The organism is Actinoallomurus iriomotensis (genome assembly GCF_030269445.1).
In the GTDB taxonomy this organism is placed as follows: Bacteria; Actinomycetota; Actinomycetes; order Streptosporangiales; family Streptosporangiaceae; genus Actinoallomurus; species Actinoallomurus iriomotensis.
The window spans coordinates 491405-516130 of sequence record NZ_BSTJ01000005.1; the positions used below are offsets into that span (position 1 = coordinate 491405).

General features: G+C 72.8%; 24 protein-coding genes. 11 read left to right on the forward strand and 13 right to left on the reverse strand.

All coding sequences use genetic code 11. From position 1 onward, the window contains the following. Window positions 1-21 precede the first annotated feature (21 nt). The gene (locus QSK37_RS23160) at window positions 22-1638 is read left to right on the forward strand and encodes an ATP-dependent DNA helicase (RefSeq protein ID WP_285624715.1); all 1617 of its coding nucleotides are present in this window, start codon (window positions 22-24) and stop codon (window positions 1636-1638) included. A gap of 105 nt (window positions 1639-1743) precedes the next feature. After that, window positions 1744-2340 carry a hypothetical protein gene (locus QSK37_RS23165; protein WP_285624717.1) on the forward strand — a complete coding sequence of 199 codons (597 nt, stop codon included), beginning with the start codon at window positions 1744-1746 and terminating at the stop codon, window positions 2338-2340. A 51-nt stretch (window positions 2341-2391) separates the two neighbouring features. Here the strand turns inward: QSK37_RS23165 and fabI are convergent, their stop codons facing one another. Together fabI and fabG are read right to left on the reverse strand one after the other, a co-directional pair. Continuing rightward, a complete protein-coding gene (gene fabI / locus QSK37_RS23170) occupies window positions 2392-3153 on the reverse strand; it encodes an enoyl-ACP reductase FabI (RefSeq protein WP_285624718.1) in 762 nt (253 codons plus the stop codon). Then, window positions 3154-3858, reverse strand: coding sequence for a 3-oxoacyl-ACP reductase FabG (fabG, locus tag QSK37_RS23175; protein WP_285583290.1), 705 nt, complete (start codon window positions 3856-3858; stop codon window positions 3154-3156). A 116-nt stretch (window positions 3859-3974) separates the two neighbouring features. Between fabG and QSK37_RS23180 the strand changes: the two genes are divergently transcribed. Then, the gene (locus QSK37_RS23180; protein WP_285624721.1) at window positions 3975-5474 is read left to right on the forward strand and encodes a TldD/PmbA family protein; all 1500 of its coding nucleotides are present in this window, start codon (window positions 3975-3977) and stop codon (window positions 5472-5474) included. Beyond that, window positions 5471-6850 (forward strand): metallopeptidase TldD-related protein, encoded by a 1380-nt coding sequence (locus QSK37_RS23185; RefSeq protein WP_285624724.1) that lies wholly within the window; start codon window positions 5471-5473, stop codon window positions 6848-6850. The genes QSK37_RS23180 and QSK37_RS23185 overlap by 4 nt, the downstream gene beginning before the upstream one ends. Window positions 6851-6901: 51 nt before the next feature. On the opposite strand, the gene QSK37_RS23190 is transcribed toward QSK37_RS23185, so the two are convergent. After that, entirely contained in the window at window positions 6902-7114 is a 213-nt protein-coding gene (locus tag QSK37_RS23190; RefSeq protein WP_285583297.1) for a dodecin, read from the reverse strand. A 92-nt stretch (window positions 7115-7206) separates the two neighbouring features. Here QSK37_RS23190 and QSK37_RS23195 point away from each other — a divergent pair, with 92 nt between their 5' ends. Together QSK37_RS23195 and QSK37_RS23200 are read left to right on the forward strand one after the other, a co-directional pair. Next, entirely contained in the window at window positions 7207-8247 is a 1041-nt protein-coding gene (locus QSK37_RS23195; RefSeq protein ID WP_285624726.1) for an alpha-hydroxy acid oxidase, read from the forward strand. A gap of 1024 nt (window positions 8248-9271) precedes the next feature. After that, the gene (locus QSK37_RS23200) at window positions 9272-9619 is read left to right on the forward strand and encodes a DUF3099 domain-containing protein (protein ID WP_285583301.1); all 348 of its coding nucleotides are present in this window, start codon (window positions 9272-9274) and stop codon (window positions 9617-9619) included. Window positions 9620-9918: 299 nt separating this feature from the next. Here the strand turns inward: QSK37_RS23200 and QSK37_RS23205 are convergent, their stop codons facing one another. Both QSK37_RS23205 and QSK37_RS23210 read right to left on the reverse strand, forming a co-directional pair. Further along, complete coding sequence (locus QSK37_RS23205; RefSeq protein WP_285624729.1) at window positions 9919-10749, reverse strand: ABC transporter permease; 831 nt, start codon at window positions 10747-10749, stop codon at window positions 9919-9921. Next, the gene (locus QSK37_RS23210; protein WP_285624732.1) at window positions 10746-11723 is read right to left on the reverse strand and encodes an ABC transporter ATP-binding protein; all 978 of its coding nucleotides are present in this window, start codon (window positions 11721-11723) and stop codon (window positions 10746-10748) included. Before QSK37_RS23210 ends, QSK37_RS23205 begins: the two co-directional genes overlap by 4 nt. 224 nt (window positions 11724-11947) lie before the next feature. On the opposite strand from QSK37_RS23210, the gene QSK37_RS23215 reads away from it, so the two are divergent. The 3 genes from QSK37_RS23215 (at window position 11948) to QSK37_RS23225 (ending at window position 17847) form a co-directional block, all read left to right on the forward strand. Continuing rightward, window positions 11948-16438, forward strand: a complete 4491-nt coding sequence (locus QSK37_RS23215) for an Hsp70 family protein (protein WP_285624734.1) — start codon at window positions 11948-11950, stop codon at window positions 16436-16438. 69 nt (window positions 16439-16507) lie between these two features. Further along, window positions 16508-16714 (forward strand): hypothetical protein, encoded by a 207-nt coding sequence (locus tag QSK37_RS23220; RefSeq protein WP_285624736.1) that lies wholly within the window; start codon window positions 16508-16510, stop codon window positions 16712-16714. Between the two features lie 122 nt (window positions 16715-16836). After that, window positions 16837-17847 (forward strand): DUF1275 family protein, encoded by a 1011-nt coding sequence (locus QSK37_RS23225; protein WP_285624738.1) that lies wholly within the window; start codon window positions 16837-16839, stop codon window positions 17845-17847. Window positions 17848-17911: 64 nt separating this feature from the next. Here QSK37_RS23225 and QSK37_RS23230 read toward each other — a convergent pair whose 3' ends face one another. From QSK37_RS23230 to moaA, 5 genes are all read right to left on the reverse strand, one after another. Beyond that, window positions 17912-18466 (reverse strand): ferritin-like domain-containing protein, encoded by a 555-nt coding sequence (locus QSK37_RS23230; RefSeq protein WP_285583310.1) that lies wholly within the window; start codon window positions 18464-18466, stop codon window positions 17912-17914. Window positions 18467-18540: 74 nt separating this feature from the next. Beyond that, a complete protein-coding gene (locus tag QSK37_RS23235; protein WP_285624740.1) occupies window positions 18541-18801 on the reverse strand; it encodes a DUF6457 domain-containing protein in 261 nt (86 codons plus the stop codon). Continuing rightward, window positions 18794-19381: a molybdenum cofactor guanylyltransferase gene (gene mobA / locus QSK37_RS23240; RefSeq protein WP_285624742.1), complete on the reverse strand. Its 588-nt coding sequence runs from the start codon at window positions 19379-19381 to the stop codon at window positions 18794-18796. Before mobA ends, QSK37_RS23235 begins: the two co-directional genes overlap by 8 nt. Next, on the reverse strand, window positions 19368-19679 hold the full coding sequence (locus QSK37_RS23245; RefSeq protein ID WP_285583313.1) for a DUF3467 domain-containing protein: 312 nt from the start codon (window positions 19677-19679) through the stop codon (window positions 19368-19370). The genes mobA and QSK37_RS23245 overlap by 14 nt, the downstream gene beginning before the upstream one ends. 127 nt (window positions 19680-19806) lie before the next feature. Then, complete coding sequence (moaA, locus tag QSK37_RS23250) at window positions 19807-20790, reverse strand: GTP 3',8-cyclase MoaA (RefSeq protein WP_285624745.1); 984 nt, start codon at window positions 20788-20790, stop codon at window positions 19807-19809. Window positions 20791-20883: 93 nt separating this feature from the next. Here moaA and QSK37_RS23255 point away from each other — a divergent pair, with 93 nt between their 5' ends. Then, window positions 20884-21693 carry an alpha/beta hydrolase gene (locus tag QSK37_RS23255; protein WP_432705589.1) on the forward strand — a complete coding sequence of 270 codons (810 nt, stop codon included), beginning with the start codon at window positions 20884-20886 and terminating at the stop codon, window positions 21691-21693. 39 nt (window positions 21694-21732) lie between these two features. Here the strand turns inward: QSK37_RS23255 and QSK37_RS23260 are convergent, their stop codons facing one another. After that, window positions 21733-22923, reverse strand: a complete 1191-nt coding sequence (locus QSK37_RS23260; protein WP_285624751.1) for an RtcB family protein — start codon at window positions 22921-22923, stop codon at window positions 21733-21735. 129 nt (window positions 22924-23052) lie between these two features. Here QSK37_RS23260 and QSK37_RS23265 point away from each other — a divergent pair, with 129 nt between their 5' ends. Next, complete coding sequence (locus QSK37_RS23265; protein ID WP_285624754.1) at window positions 23053-23370, forward strand: hypothetical protein; 318 nt, start codon at window positions 23053-23055, stop codon at window positions 23368-23370. A gap of 105 nt (window positions 23371-23475) precedes the next feature. Here the strand turns inward: QSK37_RS23265 and QSK37_RS23270 are convergent, their stop codons facing one another. Next, the gene (locus QSK37_RS23270) at window positions 23476-24408 is read right to left on the reverse strand and encodes a pirin family protein (RefSeq protein ID WP_285624756.1); all 933 of its coding nucleotides are present in this window, start codon (window positions 24406-24408) and stop codon (window positions 23476-23478) included. Continuing rightward, on the reverse strand, window positions 24405-24716 hold the full coding sequence (locus QSK37_RS23275) for a GNAT family N-acetyltransferase (RefSeq protein ID WP_285624758.1): 312 nt from the start codon (window positions 24714-24716) through the stop codon (window positions 24405-24407). Before QSK37_RS23275 ends, QSK37_RS23270 begins: the two co-directional genes overlap by 4 nt. Window positions 24717-24726: the final 10 nt, after the last annotated feature.

Genomic DNA, 24726 nt, shown 5'->3' on the forward strand with positions numbered 1-24726 from the left:
GACACCGTAGGGTGACCGTCGATGACTGACACATCCTCCACTCCGCCCGCGGACCTGGTCGAGCTGTTCGCGTCGGCCGAGGTTCCGGCGCGGCTCGCGCACCAGGTGGCGGCGTGCCTCGGTCCGGGCGCCGCGCGGGAGCTGCGCGACAATCCCTGGCGACTCCTCACCGTGCCCGGCGTACGGCCCGAGCAGGCCGACTTCTTCGCCCGCAGGCTCCTCGGCGGCGAGGCCGCGCCGCACGACCCGCGCCGCGTCGGCGCGCTGGCCGTCCATCTGCTGCTGCGCGCGGCCGGCGACGGTCACACCGTGACGTCCGCCAAGTCGCTGCTGTCCGCCCTGGAGGCCTACGACCCCGGCGACGCCGTCGAGGCGGTCCGCGCCGCCATCGGCGCCGGAGAGATCGTCGCCGTCATGGACGAGGCCTCGGAGACCGAGCTGCTCGGCCTGGCCTCGCTCGCGGCGGCCGAGGAGACGGTCGCGGAGGGCCTGGCCCGGCTGACCGCGATGGCCGACCCGCTGCCGCCCGTCGACGGCGTACCGGCGGAGGTGTTCGAGCACGGGGTCAGCGTGCTCACCGGACCGCCCGAGGCCGTCGAGGAGGTCGTACGGGCGCTGGCGGGCCGTCCCGGCGTCGTCGTCACCGCGGCGACCGACCGGGCCGCCAAGGACGTGGGCGGCGCGGCCGGTTCTCGTGGGGGCGTCCACCGGCTCCTGGAGCCCGGCCCGGACGGGTACGCACGCGGCGTCGAGCATCCGATCGAGGCCGACATCGTCGTGGTCGCCGAGGCGAACACCCTCGACGTCGAGCGCGCGGCGGCACTGGTCGACGCGTGCATGGACGGCACCCACCTGGTGCTGACCGCCGACCCGGCGGCGCCGTCGTCGCTCGCCGCCGGCCGTGTGCTCGGCGACGCGATCGCCTGCGGCGTCCTGCCGGTCGTCGCGCTGCCCGCCGAGCCGGGCGGCGCGATCGGACGGGTGGCCGCCGCGGCCCGTGAGGGCGGTCTCGTGCCGGTGGACCCGGCCGACCGCGAGGTCGTCATCGTCCCGGCCGGGGAGGCGCGGGAGGCGGCCCACCGCACCGTGCAGCTCGTCACCGACTCGATCCCCCGCGCGCTCGGCATCCCGGCCGAGGACGTCCTGGTGGTCACGCCCGCCCGCCGCGGCGAGGCGGGGGCGGACGCCCTCAACCAGGCGCTCAAGGCGCGCCTGAACCCCGGCCCGGGCCCCTACGACGCGGGTGACCGCGTGGTGGCGGTCACGGACCTGCCCCTGGCCGCCGCGGGCGAGTTCGGCAGCGTCGTCGCGGCGAAGCCGGACGAGGACGCCGCCGAGGTCGCCTTCCCCGGCGGCACGGCGTCGGTGCCCGGCACGTCGCTGCGGCACGGCTGGGCGGTGACCGTCCACCGCGCGCAGGGCGCCCGGTGGCCCGCCGTGGTCGCCGTCCTGCCCGGCGAGGCCGCGGGCGCGTTGACCCGCCCGGTGGTCGTCGGAGCGTTCAGCCGCGCGCGCCGGCATCTGTCCGTCGTGCACGCGGCAGGGCCCGAGCTGGCCCGCGCCGTACGCGAGCGTGAGGAGCCGGCGCGCCGCACGAGGCTCGCCGACCTGCTCCGGGAGAACCTCGCCGACGTGTGACGCCGGGCCTCCGACAGCGCGTTGACTCATCCGTAAGTGAGCTGTAAGTAAGGGCTCGCCTGGGATCCTGCTTGGACGTGATGTTCACCGTCGGAGGGGAGCGATATGGCGCTGAGACGAGACCGGCGCGTCATGGTGGCGTCGGCGACGTTGTCGGCCGGCGCGCTCGTCTTCTTCGCCGCGCAGGCCGGACCGGCGTCCGCGGCGACCGAGAGGACCACCGTGGGCGAGTGCAGGCTGGGCAGGCTGCTGTGCGGCCTCCTCGGCGCGGGGAAGGGCGTACCGGGGGCGCCGCCCAGGCCCTCCGCGAAACCGTCGAGCAGGCCGTCCACCGACCCGCCGCCGAAGCACCGGCACAAGGCCGCGAAGAGGCCCGCGCCGCGCTCGCGTCATCAGTTCGCGGTGCGCCGCCCGGTGGATCTGCCCGCCCCGCCGGCCGGCGCGCGTCCGGACGTGTCCGTGCCGGAGTCCTCACCGGCAGCCGCGCTGCCCGACGTCGCCGACCGGGCTCCGGTCGTGGTGCCCAGGTCCACGGCGAGTGCGCCGGCGGAGCGCCTGGCCGCGGAGCCGGCGCTGCTGGTCGCGGAGTCGGCGCCGGACGGTGAGCCGTTGCCGCCCCTGCTGGTGGCGACCGCGTCGGGCCTCATCGGCGCGCTGGCCGCGCTGAACCTCAGTCTTCTGTTCCGCCGCCGCGACCGGTGAACGGCGGGACCCCCGCCCGGTCGCGCGACGAGCGGGGGTCCGGGCGGTCACTCAGCCGACGGCGTGGACTCCGCCGTCGACGTGCACGATCTCTCCGGTCGTCGCCGGGAACCAGTCCGACAGCAGCGCCACACACGCCTTGGCGGTGGGCTCGGGGTCGGCGACGTCCCAGCCGAGCGGCGCACGCTCCGGCCAGACGTCGGTGAACTCCTCGAAGCCGGGGATGCTCTTGGCCGCCATCGTCTTGAGCGGGCCGGCCGCCACGAGGTTGACCCGTACGTTGTCCGGGCCCAGGTACTTGGCGAGGTAGCGCGAGGTCGACTCCAGACCGGCCTTGGCGACGCCCATCCAGTCGTAGACCGGCCACGCCTGGCCCGCGTCGAAGTCGAGACCGACCACCGAGCCGCCGGACTTCATCAGCGGCAGGCAGGCGGCGGTGAGCGACTTCAGGGAGTACGCCGAGATCTGCACCGCGGTCGCCACGTCGCCCCACGGCGTGTTCATGAAGTTGCCGCCCATCGCGGTCTGCGGCGCGAAGGCGATCGAGTGCGCGACGCCGTCGAGGCCGTCGACGTGCGCGCTCACCTGGTCGGCCAGGCCGGCGAGGTGCTCGTCGTCGGTGACGTCGAGCTCGATCACCGGCGCGGGCTCGGGGAGCCGCTTGGCGATGCGCTCGACGAGCGACATGCGGCCGAAGCCGGTCAGCACGACCGTCGCGCCCTCCTGCTGTGCCATGCGCGCGATGTGGAAGCCGATGGAGGCGTCGGTCAGGACGCCCGTGACGAGGATGCGCTTTCCGTCGAGAATGCCCATTCAGTGCCCCATTCCAAGGCCGCCGTCGACCGGGATGACCGCCCCGGTGATGTAGGCGGCGTCGTCGCCGGCCAGGAACCGTACCGCCTTGGCGATCTCCGCCGGCTCGGCGATCCGGCCCAGCGGGATCTGCTTCTTGATCTCGGCCTGCCGGTCCTCGCCCAGGGCCGCCGTCATGTCGGTGGCGACGAATCCGGGTGCGACGACGTTGACGGTGATGCCGCGCGAGCCCAGTTCGCGGGCGAGGGACCGGGCGAAGCCGATCAGCCCGGCCTTGGAGGCGGCGTAGTTGGTCTGGCCTCCGGAGCCGAGCAGCCCGACCACCGACGAGACCAGGATGATGCGGCCCCTGCGCTTGCGCATCATGCCGCGCACCGCGCGTTTGGCGACGCGGTACGCCCCGGTCAGGTTGGTGTCGAGCACGGAGGAGAACTCCTCCTCGCTCATCAGCGCGAGCAGGTTGTCCTTCGTGATGCCGGCGTTGGCCACCAGCACCTCGACGGGTCCCTGCTCCGCCTCGACCTTCCCGAACGCGGCGTCGACGTCCTCGGCGCTGGTGATGTCACAGCGCACGCCGAACAGGTCTTCGGGCGGCTCGCCGGAACGATAGGTCACGGCGACGGCGTCCCCCGAGCCCTTGAGCTCGTGAGCGATGGCCAGCCCGATTCCCCGGTTGCCACCGGTGACGAGGACTGAGCGAGTCATTCGGAAAACCTCCAGTCGGGATCCTGGCGAGCCTATTGCGCTACCAACGGGTAACACGAGCACGCCACCGCCAAGGGTGACCTGCCGCTCTTTGTAGGACGCGATAGGTTGCAGCAGTGCGACAGATCGATCAGGAGTTCACCGCCCTGCCGTTGCGCGCGCTCGCCGACGCCGCGCTCTCCCGTGCCCGCGACCTCGGCGCCGAGCACGTCGACTTCCGCCTCGAACGCGTCCGGCGCCAGACGCTGCGGCTGTCCGACGCCCGGCTGGAGACCGCGGCCGACGCCGACGACCTCGGTTTCGCCGTCCGCGTCGTCAAGGACGGCACCTGGGGCTTCGCCGCGGGCATCGACCTGACCCTGGACGCGGCGGTACGCGTGGCCGAGCAGGCGGTGGAGGTCGCCAAGGTCGCCGCCGCCATCAACCGCGAGCGCATCGAACTCGCCCCCGAGCCGGTGCACGGCGAGCGGGTCTGGGTGTCCTCCTACGAGGTCGACCCCTTCTCCGTGCCGATCGCCGACAAGGTGGAGCTGCTGGCCGACTGGAGCCGCCGGCTGCTCGCCGACGACCGCGTCGCCCACTCCGACGCCTCACTGCTGCAGGTGAAGGAGAACAAGTTCTACGCCGACGCGGCGGGCACGGTGACCACGCAGCAGCGCGTGCGCCTCGCGCCCGTGGTGACCGCCGTCGGCGTCCACGAGAGCGGCTTCGACACGATGCGCAGCCTGGCCCCGCCCGCCGGGCGCGGGTACGAATACCTCACCGGCACGGCCTGGGACTGGGACGCCGAGCTGGCCCGCATCCCGGACTACCTCGCCGAGAAGCTGGCCGCGCCGTCGGTCGAGGCGGGCGTGTACGACCTCGTCATCGACCCGTCCAACCTGTGGCTGACCATCCACGAGTCGATCGGGCACGCCACCGAGCTGGATCGCGCGCTGGGCTACGAGGCGGCGTACGCGGGCACCTCGTTCGCGACGCCGGACAAGCTCGGCAGCCTGCAGTACGGCTCCAAGGTGATGAACATCGTGGGCGACCGCACGGCCGAGCACGGCCTGTCGACCATCGGCTACGACGACGAGGGCGTCGAGACCCAGAGCTGGGACATCGTCCGCGACGGGCGGTTCGTCGGCTACCAGACCGACCGGCGCATCGCGCACCTGACCGGGCGGGAGCGCTCGAACGGCTGCGCGTTCGCCGACTCCCCCTCCAGCATGCCGCTGCAGCGCATGGCGAACGTCTCACTCCAGCCGGCGCCGGACGGGCCCTCCACCGAAGAACTGATCTCCGGCGTCGACCGCGGCATCTACATCCTCGGCGACAAGAGCTGGTCGATCGACATGCAGCGCTACAACTTCCAGTTCACCGGCCAGCGCTTCTACAAGATCGAGAATGGGCGGCTGGCGGGCCAGCTCCGCGACGCGGCGTACCAGGCGGTGACCACCGACTTCTGGAACTCCATGGAGGCCGTGGGCGGTCCTCAGACCTACGTCCTCGGCGGGGCGTTCAACTGCGGCAAGGGCCAGCCGGGCCAGGTCGCGCCGGTGAGCCACGGCGCGCCGTCCGCCCTGTTCCGCGGCGTCAACATCCTCAACGCGGTCAAGGAGGCCGGCCAGTGAGCACTCCTCAGGAGACCGTCGAGCGGGCGCTGGGGTTCTCCCGCACCGACGGCTGCATCGTGATCGCCGACGAGTCCAGCGGCGCCAACCTGCGCTGGGCCGGCAACACGCTCACCACGAACGGCGTCACCCGGTCCCGCCGGCTCACGGTCATCGCCATCGCGGGCGAGTCGACCGGCATGGTCTCGCGGGCCGGTGTCACGCCGGACCAGGTCGAGGACCTCGTACGCGCCGCGGAGCGCTCCGCCGAGGAGAGCGGCCCGGCGGAGGACGCGGCTCCGCTGATCGACGCCGCGCGGGCGGGCTCGGGCGGCGCGTGGGACGACCCTCCGGCCGAGACCTCGGTCGGGGTGTTCGAGGGGTTCGCGCCGGCGCTCGGCGAGGCGTTCGCCGCGGCGCAGGACGACGAGCGGCTGCTGTACGGCTTCGCGCTGCACGAGATGAACTCCACCTTCCTGGGCACGTCGGCGGGGCTGCGACTGCGCTTCGACGAGCCGACGGGCAAGGTGGAGCTGAACGCCAAGAGCACGGACATGGCGCGGTCGGCGTGGGCGGGCACGGGCACCGCGGACTTCCGCGACGTGGACGTGGCGGGCATGGCCGCCGGCCTGAGCACGCGGCTGAAGTGGGGCGAGCGCCGGATCGACCTGCCGGCGGGGCGTTATGAGACGCTGCTGCCCCCGGGGTCGGTCTCGGACCTGATGACGTACATGTACTGGTCGGCGGGCGCCCGGGACGCGAACGACGGCCGTACCGTCTTCAGCCGCCCCGGCGGCGGCACACGCGTCGGCGACACGCTGTCGGACCTGCCGGTGCGTCTCTACAGCGACCCGGCGGCACCGGGCCTGGAGTGCACGCCGTTCGTGGTCGCGCACGCCTCCAGCCGCGAGGCCTCGGTCTTCGACAACGGCCTGGCGCTGAACCCGGTCGACTGGATCTCCGATGGAAAACTGGCCGCGCTGCTGCAGACACGCCAGTCCGCCGAGCTGACCGGCCTGTCCCTCACGCCCGGCGTCGACAACCTCCTCATGGAGGTCCCCGGCGCCACGGCGTCGCTCGACGACATGGTCGCGAACACCCGTCGCGGGCTCCTGCTCACCTGCCTGTGGTACATCCGTGAGGTCGACCCGCAGTCGCTGCTGCTGACCGGCCTCACGCGCGACGGCGTCTACCTCGTGGAGGACGGCGAGGTCGTCGGCGAGGTGAACAACTTCCGCTTCAACGAGAGCCCGGTCGGCCTGCTGTCGCGGGTCGCCGAGGCGGGCCGTACCGAACGCGCCCTGAGCCGCGAGTGGTCGGAGTACTTCACCCGCACGGCGATGCCGCCGCTGCGCGTGGCCGACTTCAACATGTCGACGGTGAGCAAGGCCAACTGAGTCCCACCCGTGTGCCGCGGCCCCGGTCCGCCCCGGGGCGCGGCGTGCGGGTCAGGCGTCCTCGAGCCGGAAGCCGACCTTGAGGCCCACCTGGTAGTGCGCGACCTCGCCGTCGACGATCTGGCCGCGTACCTCCGTCACCTCGAACCAGTCCAGGTGGCGCAGCGTCTGGCCGGCGCGCCGGATGGCGTTGCGGATGGCCGAGTCCACGCTTTCCGGCGACGTCCCGACGATCTCGGTGACCCGATAGGTGCGCTCCGTCATGGTGCCTCCCGTGCCGTGATAATGATCGGGTGATCGTCCTCCTTCCCGCATGCCCTCGTGACCATGCGGCGTCCCGCGGGCCGCGGTGACCGGTGTCCGTCCGTCCCTACGCCGAACTCCAGGACCGCGCGCGGCAGGCGCTGGATCCGGCCGTGTTCGACTTCTTCGCGGGCGGCTCGGGTGACGAGAGCACCCTCGCGGCGAACACGGCCGCCTGGCGGCGCGTCGCCCTGCGCCCGCACGTGCTGCGCGACGTCTCCTCCGTCGACACCCGCGTGCGGGTGCTCGGCCACGAGCTGCCCGCTCCGGTGTGCGTGGCGCCGATGGGGTACCAGGTCCTCGCCCATCCCGGCGGGGAGGTGGCCGTGGCGCGCGGGGCCCGGCGGGCCGGCGCGCTGCTGACGGTGTCCTCGCGCAGTTCGCGGCGGATCGAGGAGGTGGCGGCCGAGGCGGGCCCGTGGTGGTTCCAGGCGTACGTCCTGCGCGACCGCGGACTCACGCGTGAACTCGTGCGACGCGCCGCCGCCGCGGGCGCGTCCGCCCTGGCGCTGACCGGCGACACGCCGTACCTGGGCCGGCGACGGCGCGACCGCGACCCGGCCCTCGTCCCCGACGAGATCTTCGGCGTGAATTTCGGTGCCGGCTTCGACCGGGCTTTGGCCGAGCAGGCCGCCGACGTCACCTACGACGACATCGCGTGGCTGGCCGAGATCTCCGGACTGCCCGTGGTGGTGAAGGGCGTACTGCGCGGAGACGACGCGCGTGACTGCGCCGCCGCGGGAGCGGCCGGGGTGTGGGTGTCCAACCACGGCGGACGGCAGCTGGACGGCGCGGTGGCGACCGCCGCGGCGCTGCCGGAGGTGGCGGACGCGGTGGGCGACGACGTCGAGGTCTACGCCGACGGAGGGATCCGCACGGGAACGGACGTGCTGCGCGCCCTGGCACTGGGCGCGCGGGCGGTGTTCGTCGGCCGTCCGGTTCTGTGGTGCCTGGCGACCGGCGGCGAGGACGCGGTGGCGGACCACCTGGCGAGCCTCTCGGACGACCTGGCCCACACGATGGGCCTGGCCGGCGTGCCGACCACCGCCGCCATCGACCGAAGCCTGTGCACCTCCCCCACCGAAGGCACCTGACCGGGAACGACAACTCCGTCCAACGTCCGCACCGCCCCTACGCCAGCACCCGCACCGACCACCCGCACCGACCACTGGCCACCGGACACCGGCACCGGGCACAGGCACCGAGCACCGGCGGCTCAACCGTCCCGCATTACCGGCACACGAACGGCGCCTCCGTCCGACGCCCACCGACGCCGACCGGGCACCCACCGACCCACGCACCCGCCTTGGGCGACCGCCGCACATCTGTCACTCGCCCGTTCACACGACCGACCCCGGCCACACGGGCCGGGCCACCCTCGCCGTACGGCATCGACCCACATCCCCCGCCGACGACGTCCGCACCGGCAGACGCCCGTACCCACCGCTCACTCGCCCGCAGGACCCGCACACGAACGGTGCCTCCGCCCGACACCCCACCGGTCCGCACACCTGCCCTACTCGACCGCCGCGCACCTCCCCTCACCCGTCCGCACCACCGGCCATGACCGGCGCACCCCGCCGTACGCGGCCGAGCCCAACCCGCACCCGGCCGACGCTCAAACCGCCTGCCCCGACCACGCGCCGCACGGCCGGCGCATCCCCGCCGTACGCGACCGCCGCACCCCGTCGCAGGCGTCCGAACGCACCCGCACGACATCCACACCACCGGATCGACCACGCACCGCGCCGCTGACGCACCCCGGCATGCGCGATCGACGCATATCCCCGTACCGGCCCGCCCGTCGGCGCGGCCGACATCGGCCACACTCCGCGCGGGCCGACGCACCTCCGCCGTACGCGGCCGAACCCGACTCGCGTCCCGCCGACGTCCGAACGGCCGACACCGGCCACACGCCGCGCCCGTCGACGCGTTCCGCCGTACGCCATCGCCACACATCCCTCGCCCCGCCGGCGCCCACACCGGCCACGCGGTCGCGGCCGATCAACGCGCCGCACCACGGCCGCCACCGACCGGCCGGGGCGCGTGTCGGGCGGGTCGGGTCGGGCTTGCCGGGGGCGATGCCATCCCGGCGGCGGAGGCGAATAACGTGGAGGTGTGAAGGGCATCTTCCGGCGGCGTGGGCATGACGCCGTCTACACGGTCACTGACGCCCGGCGGCCGATGTCGGAGGACATCGGGTACCGCGAGCGCCGCTACCTGCTCACGATGGGCGTCCGTGCCCTCTGCTTCGTCCTGAGCATCGTGTTCGCCGTGACCCTGCACGGCGCGGGACGGTGGCTCGCGGTGCTGGCGCTGGTCGGCGCGGTGGTCCTGCCGTACATCGCGGTGATCTTCGCCAACGGGGGCCGCGAGCCGGACAGCTCCGCCCGTTTCGCCCCATATGAGGCGGAGCCGAAGGACCAAAAGCGGATTTCTGGACCTCGGGATCAAATCGGCTCGTGACAATGTCTTGACTAACTCAGGGGGGGTTCGGTGTACGATTTGTACCGGCGCTCTGGTCCCCCGTCGGGGCGCCCGTGCCGGTGTTCCGGGCCCCCGTCGGAACACCGATGATTGCGACGCCGGGAGGATTGCCCCCGTATCCTCCCGGCGTTGCCATTTCTTGAGTCTTTCCAGAAAATGCCCTGGCGACGTGCGTAGACAGCCATCGCGGGCCCGGCCGGTCGGCCGGGCCCGCGATGGCGTCCTGGCGGCGGCCACCCGCCCCGGAACCCCGGACGCGGGCTCCCCGGCCGGTACGGTCAGGCGTCGCGGCTCCGCAGCTGCACCGCCGCGATCACCAGCAGCACCGCGGTCCAGATCGCGAAGACCCCGTAGCCCTGCCAGGGCGTGAGAAGGTCGGTGTCGGCCTGGTGCGCCCTCGCGATGAGCTGACCCGCCTCCGATGGCAGGTACGCGTGGACGTGCTTACCGAGGCTTCCCGGCAGCAGCGAGGCCAGCGGGGCGAGCACGAGGACGAACCCGATGACGCCCGTGATGCCGGCCGCCGTGTGGCGGATGATGGCGCCCAGCGCGAGCGCGAACAGGCCGAGCATGGCCAGGTAGAGCCCACCGCCGACCACGGCGCGCAGCACGCCCGGGTCGCCGAGCGCGACCGGCGCCTTGTCGTGCAGGATCGGCTGGCCGATGAAGAACGACGCGAACGAGACCACCGTGCCGAGCACGAAGATCAGGAGGGTGAACACCACGGCCTTGGCCGCGAGCATCGACACCCGGCGCGGCACCGCGAGAAGGCTCGCCCGGATCATCCCGGTGGAGTACTCCGACGCGATCACCATGACTCCCAGGACGCAGACTGTCAGCTGGCTGAGAAAGAATCCGCTGCCGAGGATCGTGCCCGTGGGATCGGCCTTGACCGTCGCCTGCGCGGCGGCGTCGGTCTTGCTCCACTGGGCCGCCGTCAGGCCGCAGAGCAGGGCGGTGAAGCCAAGATCGAGGATCACGAGCAGCACGAGCGACCACACGGTCGACCGCACCGAACGGATCTTGGTCCACTCCGACAGCACCACACGGCCGAAGCCGGCCTTACGGATGTCGGGGGTGGTCCCCGCGGCGTGGGTGGCGGTCGTCATCGCGTCTCTCCCTGTGGCTCCGGCACGGCCTGCGGCTGGGGTGCGGCCTGCGGGGCCGCCTGAGGTGTGGCGGCCGTGCCCCCGTACTCCACGCTCTCCCGGGTGAGCTCCATGAACGCCTCTTCGAGGGACCCGCGCTTGGGCGTGAGCTCGTGCAGGACGAACCCGCCGGCCGCGGCGAGCTCGCCGACGCGGGCGGCCTGCATGTGAGTGACGGACAGCAGGCCGTCCTCGCCGAGGGTCGTCTTGCCGCCCTCGCGTTCGACCGCCGCCGCGATGCCCTCGGTGTCGGGGCTGCGGACGACGACGACCTCCTCGGTGCTGCGCTCGATGAACTCCTCGGTGGAGCAGTCGGCGATGAGCCGGCCCCGGCCGATGACGATGAGGTGGTCGGCGGTGACGGCCATCTCGTTCATCAGGTGGCTCGACACGAAGACGGTGCGGCCCTCGGAGGCGAGCCGCTTCATCAGCGTGCGGATCCAGACGATGCCCTCCGGGTCGAGGCCGTTGACCGGCTCGTCCAGGATGAGCACGGACGGGTCGGCCAGCAGCGCCGCCGCGATGCCCAGACGCTGCCCCATGCCCAGCGAGAACCCGCCCGCGCGCTTGCGCGCCACCTCGGTCAGGCCGACCAGGTGGATGACCTCGTCGATCCGCTTCTTGCCGACACCCTGCGTCTGCGCGAGGGCGAGCAGGTGGTTGTACGCGCTGCGGCCCGTGTGCACGGCGCGGGCCTCCAGCAGGGCCCCGACCGTCTGCAGCGGGCGGGGCAGATCACGGTAGTGCTCACCGTCGATCGTCGCGTCGCCCTCGTTGGGACGGTCCAGCCCGAGGATGAGGCGCATGGTGGTCGACTTGCCGGCGCCGTTCGGGCCGAGGAAGCCGGTCACCCTCCCGGGTTCGACCCTGAAGGACAGGTCATTGACGGCGATCTTGTCGCCGTAACGCTTGGTGAGGTTCTTTGCCTCGATCATTCGCAGATCCCGCGTTCGGTTGATGGCAGTGCGTAAGGCTGATCACGTTAATCGTCACAGGATCCGGGCGGATCCATCCTTCGGTTGATATGAGCCGCCACCCGGCTATGTTTCCGTCTCCACCCGGCGGTGGGGAGCCCCCGGCCGGCGGTGCCACGCCGACGGTCGGCGCCCGCAGCCGCTTGTCGCCATAATGGCCGTCGGACAGGAGGAGGGACCCGAAGATGCCGCTTCCGGACGAGTCGCTCGTCGGGGCGCCGCGCCGTCTTCGCCGTGCGATCGAACGCGTCGAAAAGGAGTTCCGCGGGTCGGCCGTGACCGCCAAGGGCGCCCGAGCGTACGCACGCGCCATGGGGCTGGCGCTCGACACCGATCCGGCACTCGCGGTCGCCCTGTTCGCGTCGTACGACGCCCGTGTTACCGGCGACCTGTACGCGGTGGCGTTCGAGCCGGAGGATCGCCAGACGCTACGGGAACTGGCGCGACGCGAGGACCGCGACACCCTGAGCACCGTGTTCGAGCTGGCGACGCGGCTGCGAATCGAGGATCTGCGAGCCGAGGCGCTCGACCGGCTGGCCGGCGTGCTCGGTCGCGAGGGTGACGCGAACCGGCTGGTCACCCACCTGCAGCGCTGGCAGGATCTGGGCCTGCTGGAGGCCGCGACGCTCGGGCGGGCGTTGCGCGGGCACCTGACCCGCGTCTCGCTGGACCGTGACGCGCCGCTGTGGTCGGCCTATCTCGCTCAGGTGCCGGAGAGCCTGCTGCCGGAGTCGTTCGAGGTGCACTGCTTCCTCGGGCACGGCGCGGAGGCGGTACGGCTCGCCGACACGAGCGACCGGCGGGCGAAGGCCCTGGAGTGCTGCCTGGCGTCGAGGCGTCCCACCGACATCGAGGCCGGGCGTGAGCTGGCACGGTCACTCGGTGACGAGACGGCGGCCCGTACGCTCTCCGGGCACCTGGCGGACCTGCTGTTCGCGGCCGGCCGGTACGCCGACGCCCTGCCCGCGTTCCAGGAGGCCGGCCTGGCCGACCGGGCGAGCGCATGCCTCGAACGGCTCGGTCGGGTCACCGAGGCGCTGGCCGCCTGTCCCGCGGATCGTCCGGACGACCTGGCGCGGCTGGCCGGGGCGTGCCGCCGCGAGCTCGACGAGCGGGTGGAGAACCGCGACTTCCTCGCCGCGGCGCGGCAGGTCCAGGAGATCATCGGCCACCTCGATCGGGCTGTGGAGGCCACGGAGGCGGTGACCGATCGTCGCGAGGAGATGTCCGGACTGCGAATCGCGATCCTGACCGCCGGGCGCCGGCACTTCCGCGCGTCGGCACGGAAGGACGGTGACGACGACCTCGCCGTGCTGACGGAGTGGAGCCGCTTCGAGGAGCACGCCGGTGAGGACGGTGAGGCCGCGCGCCTGGCCGAGGAGGCCGGCGACCTGTACCGGGCCTACCGGCTCTACCGGCGGGCGGAACGCTTCGGCGAGGCGGACCGGGTGCTGCGCGGCGAGGACACCCCCGAGGGCCGCACCGCCCGCGCGGAGGCGCGTGAGGCGGGCGGCGACCTGGTCGGGGCGGCCCGGCTGCACCAGGAGGACGGACGGCCGGACGCCGCCACGGCGCTGTTCATGCGCGCCGGCGACTTCGCGGCGGCCGCCGCCTGCCTGTCGGAGTGGCTGGGTGAGGACGCGATCGAGGACCCCCGGCTGGCCGAGTGCCTCCGCCGTACCGGGGACCTGGAGGAGCTGGCCCGTCGTTGCCTCCGAGCCGTCGACCGCGCCGGGCACGACGGGCGGATCGCCGACGAACTGCGTGCGGTCCGCGACGCGGACGCGCTGTCCCCGAGCCTGCAGGCCGAGGTCTCCGCCGCGCTGGACGCTCTGGACCTGCACGGACGCCGCCCGTTCGAGGATCGGGCGACGGTGTGGGTGGAGCGGGCCCGCGCCGACATCGACCGCCGCTTCGCCCAGATCTGGGGCCTGGACCTGGGCACCACGACGAGCGCGGCCGCCATCTACGACACCGAGCAGGGGCACCCGGTGCTGTGCCCGTGGAAGGGCCACGGGCAGTTCCCCTCCACCCTGAGCCTCGACGAGGACGGCAACGAGCTGGTCGGGCTGGCGGGCGAGGAGATCTTCGCGGGCCGCCTGCTCGGGCACATCGGCTCCGCCAAGCGCAAGATGGGCGGCAAGGCCGTCTTCCGCGTCCGGGACCGCACGTACCGGCCGGAAGAGGTCGCCGCGCGCCTGATCCACCATGCCCGCGGCATGGTGGAGGACCTGCTCGCCGAACGCGTGCGCGAACGCGTCGCCGACCTGGCACGGGCCGAGCTGGGCGAGGTACGGGACTCATGGCTCGAATGGCTGCGGGACAACCACGACCTCCGGCTGGCCCGCCCACGCGCGATCCTGACGATCCCCGCGTACTTCCGTAACAACCAGAAGCACGCCACGCGGCACGCGTGCGAGATCGCGGGCGTGGAGCCGGTACGGCTCATCCACGAGCCGACCGCGGCCTGCATGATGGCGGCCCGCGAACGTCGTCTCGACGGCACCGTGGCCGTGGTCGATCTCGGCGCCGGCACCCTCGACGTGAGCCTCCTGGAGGTCGGGGACGGCGTCCACGAGGTTCGCCGGACCATGGGCGACAACGCCTACGGCGGCAACGACTTCGACGGCGTCATCAGCCGCCACCTGGCGGAGCAGTTGGAGGGGCAGGGCGTCACCGTGCCGCCGTCCGGCCTCGCGCGCCGCCGGCTGGAGGTCGCCGCCGAGTACCTGAAGATCGCCCTGTCGGGCCAGGAGCAGGCGCACTACTCGCTGGTGCACTTCGTGGACGGCCGCGACGTGACCGTGGAGCTGAGCCGGGCCGAGCTGACCCGGCTGCTGGAGCGGCCGCTGAGGACCCTGCGAGACCTCTGCACGACGTTCGCGGCGGAGACGGCGGGAGCCCCGGACCACCTGGTGCTGGTCGGCGGGCCCATGCTGTCACCGCCGGTCCGCGCGCTGGTCGAGCAGGTCTTCGGCCGGCAGAGGACGGTGATCCAGGATCCGCGGTCGGCCGTCGCCTGCGGCGCGGCGCTGCAGGCCGCGTTGCTCGACGGGAAGCTCACGGACATGTTGCTCCTCGACGTGACCCCGTTGCCGATGGGGATCAAGGTCAAGGGTGACGACGACCGCCCGGAGTTCTCCGAGGTGATCGCGGCCAACACCACCATCCCCACCCGGGCGGCGGAGAGCTACACGACGACGCGGGACAACCAGACCCAGGTCGAGATCGAGATCTTCAACGGGAGCGTGTCCGCCGAGGCGAAGGTGGGACAGTTCCGTCTCGTCGGGATCCCGCCGTCGCCGAAGGGCACCCCGGAGATCGAAGTGACGTTCTCCATCGACGAGAGCTGCGTGCTCGAGGTCACGGCGCAGGACACGAAGACGGGGAACTCAAACTCGGTCCGGATCTCCGACACGACGCTGCTGTCGCCCCGGGAGCTCGACGCGATGACACGGCGGCGCGAGCGGCAGATCGAGGGCGAACAGGTCCGCCGGCGGCTGTCCGAGCTCGCCGATGAGGCGGAACTCGCCGACCCGGAGGCGCTGTGGCAGGAGTTCCAGAGCCGGTTCGCCGCGTACCGGCCGCAGTCGGTGCCTCCGGACGAGGCGACCCAGCGGGTGATGTTGGAGATCTTCAACGGCTCGAACGACGCCGGGACCGAGCTGATGCTGGCCGGCGGACCACTGCGCGACCTGGCCGCGGCGGCACGCGATCACCTGCGGCGGCCGGCCGCGGACGACGATCTGGACGAGGCACGGCACCTCGAACGCCGGTTGCGCGAGGGCCTCGACCAGCTGGCGGAGCACGTCGGGCGGGTGACCCGCTGGAACGCCGTGCTGAAGAAACTGGCCGGTACCGAGACCGATCCGCTGCACCGCTTCCGGAACCTGCACGACACCGGCGCCTACGCACGCGCCCTCGAGGCACTGGACGCGCTACCGCATCCGCCGGAGGAGCCCGAGGACGTCGAGCGGAGGCTCCGCTGCCTGGCCGAGACGGGCGATGCCGACGGGTACCGAGCGGCGCTGCTCGCGTCGGCCGGACGGCTGGGCTGCGCCGTGCTGGACGCCGACGGGACCGGCGCGTTCCTCGCCCGTGCGGGACGAGCGTTCGTGAGCGTCACGGTGACACGGGCCGACGGCGCCCGTACCGTCACGGGCAGCGGATTCCTGGTCGGTGACCGGCTGGTGGTCACGAACCGGCACTGGCTCGACGACCCCACGGCCGAACCCGGCCTCGCCGATCCCGCGCGGATCCGGGTCGGCATGGAGACCGGCACGACCGAGGTCCGGCGCATCGCGTTGCCCGACTCGCCCCACCTGGACGTGGCGGTGCTGCGCCTGGACGAGCCGGTCGAGGCGAGCCCGCTCCGGATCGGGCACGGCGAGCTCGTACGGGTCGGCGACCGCGTCCGGGCGCCCGGACCGGCCGGCGACGGCCCACCCGTCCTGCTCGATGGCGTCGTCGACGGATTCGAGTCCTTCCCCGAGCAGGGGCTCCGGCTCTACCGGACCGGGCTACGGGTCGGCCCCGCCGGCAGCGGCGGGCCGCTGCTGAACGCGCTCGGCGAGGTCGTGGGCGTGCTGACGGTCGGCGAGGAGAGTGGCCCGGCGACCTTCGCCCTGACCGTCGACGGACTCCGGTCGTTGCTGGACGGTGAGTCCGCGCGGTGACGTGGCGGGAGCACTCGGCCGATCCGGGCCGCGGCGTCCAGCGGTGCGGTGATCCGCCAGACTGGGGCGGTGACCACCGATGAGCCGCTCCAGTGCTCGGCCAAGGGCTGCCGTGCCGACGCCCGCTGGGCCCTGCGCTGGAACAACCCCAAGATCCACGATCCGGACCGGCGCAAGATCTGGCTCGCCTGCGACGAGCACCGCGATCACCTGACCGACTTCCTGTCCCGCCGGGGCTTCCTCCGCGACACCGTTCCGGTCGACGAGATCGACTGACCCCCGCCGGGACGACCGGTCTCGGCGAGTGGGCGGCACGCCGGCTCGCGTGTCGTACGGCGGCGCGGCGGGGATAACCGGCGCGGAGACAGGGCCGTCGAAGGTGTCGGGGGGGCGCCGCCATGGCCGAGCGGCGGACACCGCGGACCGGACGGCTCACGGCGGCCGTCGTCCTGCTGGCGTTCGGTTCCGGTGCGGTGGACGCCTTCAGCTTCGCCGGCCTCGGAGCGGTGTTCGCGAGCGTCATGACGGGGAACCTCGTCCTGCTCGGCGTCTCGGTCGTCCACGCGCACCTCGACACGGCCGTGGCGGCCGTGTCCGCGATCACGGCGTACGTCGGAGGAGTCCTCGCCGCCTCCCTCTGGCTACGTACGCACCCCGACACCACCGAACGGAGCCGCACGCGGGCGCCTCGACCTCGCGCCGGCGACGCCGGACCGGTACGCGTGCGGCCCTCGTACCGGCGGGGCCGAGAGCCGCCCTCCGGCGTCCCTACGCGTCGGTACGGCGGACGTTCGAACCGGGCGTACGGGCGCGGCCGGCCACGCGCGTCCGGCGACACCTATCTCGGCCGGACCGCGCCGCTTCCGAAGGGCACGGGGCGGACCGGCCGTACCTTCAGGACGTCAGGGCTCGCGACGGCGGAGTGGCCGGCGCGCGTGCGGGCGGTGCTCACCGTGGCCCCCGTCGCGCAGGCGGCCGTACTGGGCGGATGGCTGGTGACCGGCGGGCGGCCCGGGGCGGCCGCGCAGAGCGGGATGCTCGCGCTCTACGCGTTCGCCATGGGCGCGCAGAGCGCCGGTGTCAACACCCTGCCCCTCACCGGTGCCGCCACCACCTACCTCACCGGCACCCTCACCACGCTCGCCACAGAGGTCGTCTCTCGGGCGTATCCGACGAAGCCCGTACGCGGCGAGGCCGCGTCGGGGCGTCGCGCGGCCGGAGGGCGGATCGGCCGGGCACGCCCTGACGGCGCGGCCGCGACCATGCGGCGGAGGCTCGCCATCCTGGCCGCCGCGCTCGCCGGCGCCGGGCTCGACGCCGTCCTGCTCACCTGGCTCCGGCCGGCCGCTCCGGCGCTGCCCCTCGCCGTGACGCTCACGGTCGTCCTCGTCCTCGCCCGGAACCGGTGATCATCCCCGGAACGCCGAGGCCGCCGCCCCCGGAGGGAGCGGCGGCCTCGGCGTCGTGTGATCCCTACGACTGCTGCTCCTGCAGGTCCTTCGGCAGGCGTTCGAGGAGGGACTTCAGGTCGTCCGCGTGGTCCTCCTCATCGGCCAGCAGTTCTTCGAAGAGGCGGCGCGTCGTGGGGTCGCCGTCGCCGATCCACTGGGCGATCTCCGTGTAGGAGGCGATCGCGATGCGCTCGGCGATCAGGTCCTCCTTGATCATGTCGACGAGGTTCTCGCTCCCGTCGTACTGGGTGTGGGACCGTACCGACAGGCGCGCCGGGTCGAAGTCCGGTGAGCCGCCCAGCTGGGCGATCCGCTCGGCCAGGCGGTCGGCGTGCCGCTGCTCGTCGGCCGCGTGCTCGAGGAACTCGGCCGCCACCGGCTCGGAGTGGATGCCGCTCGCCGTGTAGTAGTGCCGCTTGTACCGCAGCACGCAGACGATCTCGGTGGCCAGCGCCTCGTTGCAAACATCGATGACCCGCTGGAGATCGGCGCCGTACGCGTCGGTGATCGCGCCCTTCTCGATCTCTTCCCTCGCCCGCTTGCGGATCGTCTCGATATCGGTCAGAAAGTCGGCCATGCCCTGCCTCCGGATCGTCGTTCCTCTGTCACCCCCCTACCACGTCATCGCGCGATTACACCCGTGCGTCCGAGCTAATCCGATGGAGGCGGCGTGGGACCGGAGGCCGACCGGTCGGGCCAGTTCTCCGCCATCTCGGTGAGGCGGGCGGCGGCGTCCCGTACAGGAGTGCCGCGGCCGACGGCGAGACCCATGAGGTAGGCGGTCAGTGGGGCGGCGGGCCTCGCGACGCCGTGGGCGACGTCGCGGGCCACGTCGAGGATCAGGTCGCGATGCATGTCGGCCGGGTCGATCCCGAGCTCGGCGCACGCCGCTCGGATCCACTCGTCAAGCACGGTTCTCTCCGATCATCCGGGACGCCGTCGCGATGTCCGACGGTGTGTCGCAGTCGTACCAGGGCGCCTCGCCCTCCGGGGCCGGTACGAGACGGGGTGCCAGGGGATCCATCAGACCGCGCAGCGACGTCGAGCGGTAGCCGGCGAGGGCCTCGGCCAGGTCCGGGGTCCGCCAGACGCCGGCGAGCCACTGCGGCCGGCCGTCCGCGTCGACCAGCACCGCCCCGGTACGGCCGGCCGCCTCACGCAGCAGCCCGGCCACGTGCGCGGGCCGCAGGAAGGGCAGGTCGGCGGCGAGAACGGCCGTCCACGGCGCCCGAACCCGCGTCAGCCCGGCTCGCAGCGCGGGCACCGGTCCGCCGCCGGGCGGATCCTCGCGGACGACGATCGCCTCCGGCAGTTCGGGACGGGCCGGGCCGACCAGGACGATCCGCTCCGCGGAGGCCACCGCCGCACCGACCCACGCGACCAGCGGACGGCCCCCGACCACCACGCCGGGCTTGTCGGCTCCGGCGAGCCGCCGCGCTCCCCCACCGGCGAGCACCACGGCGTCGTACGGCTCCGGATCACTGGTCGTCATGAGCGCTCTTGGCGTTCTCCCGCTCGTACGCGCTGAGGTTCTGCTCCAGTGACTTCATCAGTTCCCAGACCTGGGTGGGCGGGATGCGGACGCGGGCGACCACGCGCGCCGGCACGTGGAGGTAGCGGGTGCCGCTGTCCGGGTCCTCGGCCACCTCGGAGGGGCGTACCTCGGTGGAGAAGTCGATCACGAAGGAGTCCTGGGTACGCCAGACGGAGGCGAAGCTCGCGTGCGCTCCGACCTCGTGGTCCGGCGGGACCGTGATCTCGACCCGATGCTCCTGCGGCTGTTCGGTCACGGCACCTCCTTCGTCGACACCGCGACCAAGGTGCTGCGCCCACCCGTTCCCTCGGTCACGGCACCTCCTTCGTCGGTCCGGCGCCCAAAGTGCTGTCCCTGCCGGTTCGCTCGGTCACGGGTCCTTTCTACCCGCCGATGGCGGACATCGGACGTGCCGGCTGCAGGAAACTCGGATCATCGATGCCGTGTCCCGGCCGCTTCGTCGCGACGGCGGCGCGCCAGCGGGACGCCAGCTCCTCGTCCGAGGCGCCCGCGCGCATCGCGTCGCGCAGGTCGGACTCCTCGCGGGCGAACAGGCAGTTGCGGATCTGGCCGTCCGCGGTCAGCCGTACCCGGTCGCAGGCCCCGCAGAACGGCCGGGTCACCGAGCCGATGACGCCGACCGTCGCCGGGCCGCCGTCGACGACGAACCGCTCGGCGGGGGCGCTGCCGCGCGCCTCGTCGGGCTCGGGCGTCAGGTCGAAGGCGGCCGAGAGGCGGTCGAGGATCTCGTCGGCCGTGATCATGCCCTCGCGCCGCCAGCCGTGCTGGGCGTCGAGGGGCATCTGCTCGATGAAGCGCAGTTCGTACCCCTTCTCGAGGCAGAACCGCAGCAGCGGCACGGCGTCCGCGTCGTTGATCTCGCGCATGAGCACGGCGTTGACCTTGACCGGGCGCAGGCCGGCGCGCTCGGCCGCGGCCATCCCGTCGAGCACGTCCGGGAGCCGGTCGCGGTGCGCGAGCCGCTTGAACGTCTCGCGGTCGAGGGTGTCGAGCGACACGTTGACGCGGTGCAGCCCGGCCTCGGCGAGCGGGGCGGCCAGCCGGGCCAGCCCGATGCCGTTGGTGGTCAGCGAGATCTCCGCGCCCAGCGCGGACGTCCGCGCGACGATGTCGACGAGGCCCCGCCGCAGGAGGGGCTCGCCGCCGGTGTAGCGGACCTCGGTGACGCCGAGCCGCTTGACGCCGATGCGTACGAGGCGGACCAGTTCGTCGTCGGTGAGCAGCTCCGGCTTGGGCAGCCAGTCGAGGCCTTCCGGCGGCATGCAGTAAGTGCAGCGGAGATTACAGCGGTCGGTGAGCGAGACCCGCAGATCGGTCGCGACCCGGCCGTAGCCGTCCACCAGCAAGGAACGTTCCCCCTTGAATAGCCGCTGATCCCTTCAGCCTATGCCGTACCGGAACCGCGACGGCGGGTCTGGTGTTCCCCGGCCGGGACAACGATCATGGCGGGCATGGAATGGGACTTCACCGGTGCGCGCGAACGCATCACCGCCCGCGAGTGGCCCGCCGGCTCCCCGCGGTGGGTGGCGCTGCTGGCGCACGGCTACGGAGAGCACATCGGGCGGTACGAGTACGTCGCGGACACGCTGCTGCGGCACGGCGCGGTGGTGTACGGACCGGACCATCTCGGGCACGGCAAGTCGGGCGGCGAGCGGGTCCTGGTCCACGACTTCGAGGAGATCGTCGCCGACCTGCACACCGTCGAGGAGCACGCGCGCGAGCGCCACCCCGGGCTGCCCGTCGTGCTGATCGGGCACTCCATGGGCGGCATGATCGCGGCCCGCTACGCGCAGCACCACGGCGACGGGCTGGCGGCCCTCGTGCTGTCCGGGCCGGTCCTGGGACCGTGGGGGGCGATCACGGCGCTGCTCGGCGTGGAGGAGATCCCCGACGACCCGATCGACACGGCGACGCTGTCCCGTGATCCGGCGGTCGGCGAGGCGTACGCCGCCGACCCGCTCGTGTGGCACGGCCCGTTCAAGCCCACGACGGTGAAGGCGTTCGACCACTGCCTGTCGGCGATCGCCGGCGGCGGGCGGCTCGGCGCCCTGCCGACCCTGTGGGTGCACGGGGAGGCCGACGAGCTGGTCCCGTTGCGCGAGACACGCATCGGCATCGAGCAGATCCGCGGCGACGACCTGACCGAGATCCTCTACCCGGACGCCCGGCACGAGGTCTTCAACGAGACGAACAAGGACGAGGTCCTGGCGGACGTCACCGCGTTCGCCGCACGCCACGTCGGGGGGTGAACGACGGCGGCGGCGCCCCGGGCGGGGCGCCGCCGCCGGTCAACCCTTGACGCAGACGAGCTGGCGCAGGTGAGCCACGACCTCCACGAGGTCGGTCTGCGCCTCGATCACCGACTCGATGTCCTTGTACGCGCCGGGAATCTCGTCGATGACACCCGAGTCCTTGCGGCACTCGACGCCCCGCGTCTGCTCGATCAGGTCGTCGACCGTGAAGGACTTCTTGGCCCGGTTACGGCTCATCCTGCGGCCCGCGCCGTGCGACGCGGAGTTGAAGGACTTCTCGCTGCCGAGGCCGCGGACGATGTAGGTGCCCGTCGCCATGGAGCCCGGGATGATGCCGAGGTCGCCGTCGCCCGCGCGGATCGCGCCCTTGCGGGTGACGAGCAGCTCGACACCGTCGTAGGTCTCCTCCGCCACGTAGTTGTGGTGGCAGGAGATGATGTCGTCCCAGCGGACCCGCTTGCCGGCGAAGTACCGCGTGATGACGTTCTGGGTGAGCGCCATCATCACGGCGCGGTTGCGCCGCGCGTAGTCCTGCGCCCAGAACAGGTCCCGGCGGTACTCCTCCATCTTGCGCGTCCCGCTCAGGAACACCGCCAGGTCGCGGTCCGGCAGGTCCTGGTTGTGCGGCAGCCGCATCGCGGCCTCGATGTGGTAATCGGCCAGCTCCTTGCCGATGTTGCGCGAGCCCGAGTGGAGCACGACCCACACCGCGCCCTCGTCGTCCGCGCACACCTCCAGGAAGTGGTTGCCCGACCCGAGCGTGCCGAGCTGGGACGTCGCGCGGCCCCGGCGGGACCGGGCGATCGGCGCCAGCTCGTCGTAGCCCTGCCAGAACTCGTACCAGCCGCGTTCCTTCAGGCCCGGCACGGCCGAGGGGTCCACGGCCGTCTTGTGCGCACCGCGCCCGACCGGCACGGCCTTCTCGATCTTGGCGCGCAGGCGGCTCAGGTCATCGGGCAGGTCGTCGACGGTGAGGCTGGACCGGACCGCGGTCATCCCGCAGCCGATGTCCACGCCGACCGCGGCCGGGGCCACGGCGTCGCGCATCGCGATGACCGAGCCGACCGTCGCGCCCTTGCCGTAGTGCACGTCCGGCATGACCGCCACGCCGTGCACCCAGGGCAGATTCGCGACGTTGCGCAGCTGGTCGAGCGCGCTCGCCTCGACCTCGGCGGGATCGGTCCAGATACGGATCGGGACGTGACCGCCTCGCATCGTGTACGGCATCACCATCTCCTCTCCGAAACATCCGGTGTGCCGTGACTATGACGCCAGAAAATGATCACCCGTTTCAACTGGTTTTGCCGCGCCGCGCCGCGCCGACGTCCGCGAAGCCGCGCTGAAGCCGTCCCCCGCGTGATCACCGACAACGGCACCTCGCAGGTCGCCAACGACGAACCGCTGATGATCAACAAGCCGTCCGTTCCCACCGGTGTCAGGGGCCGCACCGGGAACCCCGGAGGACGCGCGGCCGTCACACGAGGAATGAATACGACGCCAAGGGCACAGGCCGCGATTCTCCTGATCGGCGCGATCATCGTGCTCCTTCAGGCGGCATGGGCGGCGACTCTGGCCGTGGCGTCCGGGGAGCCGCTGATCTGGCTGGTGTCCGGCACGGCCGCCGCCGCCGGCGTCTGGCTGTTGCGCCGGTGGCTCACGATGCGCCGCTCCTGAAGGCGTTCCCGGTGGTGCGGCGCTCCTTGGAGGTGATTCCTCCCGACCGGGAAGACCCGGACTCCTCGCGACCATTCGTTCCCTGCGACCGGGGCGCGGTCGAGGTCAACGAGGGCGGCGGCTCCGGGGGCGCAGGCGTACGGCGGGCAGGACCGGTGCGGGGATGCGCTCCCCTCCGTGGCCGGGGACCGTGCCGAACCGGTCGCCGTCCTCCCATTCGGCGCGGGCGGCGGCGATCTCCTCGTGGTCGCGGCCGACGAAGTTCCACCACATGACCAGGTCGTCGGGGAACGGCTCGCCGCCGAGCAGGACGGCACGCGCCTCGGCGGTGGCCGAGACGGTCACGTCGTCACGGCCGGTGCCGAGGTACAGCAGCGGGCCCGCGGCCAGACGCGTCCCGGCGACCTCCAGCTCACCGGACAGGACCAGCAGGCCGTGTTCGAAGTCACGGCGCAGCGGCACGCTCGCGGCGGTCCCGGCGGCGAGTGCCAGGTCGGCGCCGACGAGCGGCGTGTACACGGTGGCGGGCGAGACCGTGCCGCCGAGCGCGCCGGCGAAGACGGTCGCCCGCAGGCCGCCGTCCTCGTACACGGGCAGCTCGGTGTGCTGCTCGAACCCGGCCTCGATGGCCGCGCGGTCCGCGGGCAGCGCCAGCCAGAGCTGGAGGGCGTCCAGCAGCGGCGACTCACCGACGGAGAACTCCGAGTGGGACACGCCGTGGCCCGCGGTCATGAGGTTCAGCTGCCCCGGGCGCAGGAGCACGTCGTTGCCCAGGCTGTCGCGGTGCCTGATCTCACCACGCAGGGGCCAGGTGACCGTCTGCAGGCCGGTGTGCGGATGGGGCAGCACGCGCATGTCGGTGCGCTGCGGGCCGAACCGGTCGAGGAAGCACCAGCCGCCGACGGTGGGCAGCGACCGGTGCGGCAGCAGGCGGTCCACCCGCATTCCGCGAACACCGCCGAGGGGCACCTGCCGGGACTCGTAGAGCTCCGGCACCGCGCCCTCGGTGACCGCCGGACGAGCGTCCAGGTCGCTCATCCCGCGCCTTCGGGCCAGCGGACGTGCTCCTCGTACTCGGGATGCTTGCGCAGGTAGCCGGCGATGAACGGGCACAGCGGGACGATCACCCGGCCGCGGCGCACGGTGTCGTCGAGCGCGGCGGCCGCCAGTGCCTTGCCGACGCCCCTGCCCTCGAAGGCCGCCTCGACCTCCGTGTGGGTGAAGATCGTGCGGTCGGCCCGCTCCCGGTAGTAGGCCACCCCGGCGAGCGTCTCGCCGGACCACGCCTCGTACCGCTTCTTCTCCTCGTCGTGCCGCACGTCGAGTGCCGCGAGCTCTTCGGCCATGTGTCTCCCT